Origin of the sequence: Mesorhizobium sp. M7A.F.Ca.CA.003.01.2.1, assembly GCF_003998945.1 — a bacterium.
Classification (GTDB): domain Bacteria; phylum Pseudomonadota; class Alphaproteobacteria; order Rhizobiales; family Rhizobiaceae; genus Mesorhizobium; species Mesorhizobium ciceri.
The window spans coordinates 1-892 of sequence record NZ_RZRA01001419.1; the positions used below are offsets into that span (position 1 = coordinate 1).

General features: G+C 64.8%; 1 protein-coding gene and 1 pseudogene. Both read right to left on the minus strand.

What is annotated here, in order from left to right:
• Positions 1–300: pseudogene (locus EN969_RS33150) on the minus strand (ABC transporter permease); the annotation flags it as partial.
• Positions 301–404: 104 nt separating this feature from the next.
• Positions 405–892, minus strand: a 488-nt coding sequence (locus EN969_RS33155) for an FAD-binding oxidoreductase (RefSeq protein ID WP_164758757.1), incomplete at its 5' end; no start/stop codon positions are given.

Here is an 892-nt window from a genome sequence, read left to right on the forward strand (position 1 = left end):
GTAGTAGGCGACGGGATAGGCAGTGACGACCGTCGCCAGCGTGACCAGAGCGGCAATGATCAGCGAGCGCAGCGTCACCGTCCAGTACAGCGGATCGGACACCACGGTGACGAAGTTCGCGACGGTGAAACCGGCGCCGAGCAGCGAACCGTCATTGCCGCGGAAGGCGAGGAAAAGCACGAGGCCAAGCGCAAACAGGATCAGCAGGAAGGTGACCAGCGCGCCCGGCAGCAGCATGGCGACCCGGAAGCCCTGGGAAGACCGGGCCTCTGGCGCTGATGTTGCAACTAGGGTCGACATCGACCTGCCTATTGGAAATTTGAAATTGGCCTAGAGTTTTTCATATCCATGAAACTGTCAAGCAGAATCCCCTAACGGAACTCCAAGGAGATAAAGCGCCCTGGTCAGCGCTCCAACGCATCGAGCAGGCGATACCAGGCGATGGTCGCGGCGACGCCGACCTGGCGGAAGGCGTGAAACGGGATCGGCCGGATCGGCGAGACCGGGAAAGGCAATTGCCTGGCGTCGCCACTTTGGAGGTAGCCGGCGATGCGCTCGCCAAGCGCAGTCATCAGGCCGACACCACGACCCTGGCAGCCGACCACGGCGAGCAGGCCTTTCTCCGGCTCGTGGATGTGCGGCAGGTGGTCCGGCGTCATCGCAACCCGGCCGAACCAGCGCTTCTCGATGGGAACGCCGGACAGCGAGGGATAGAGCCGTACCAGCGCACGCTCGAGATGCGCCCAGTCGCCGGCGCTCGTCGGCAGCGCCATGCGGCCCCGTCCGCCAAGCACCAGCCGGCCGTCGGCGCTCTTGCGGTAGTAGACGAGGATGCGCCTGGAGTCCGACACCGCCTGCCCTTCCGGCAGGATCGTGGCCGCCAGATTGGACG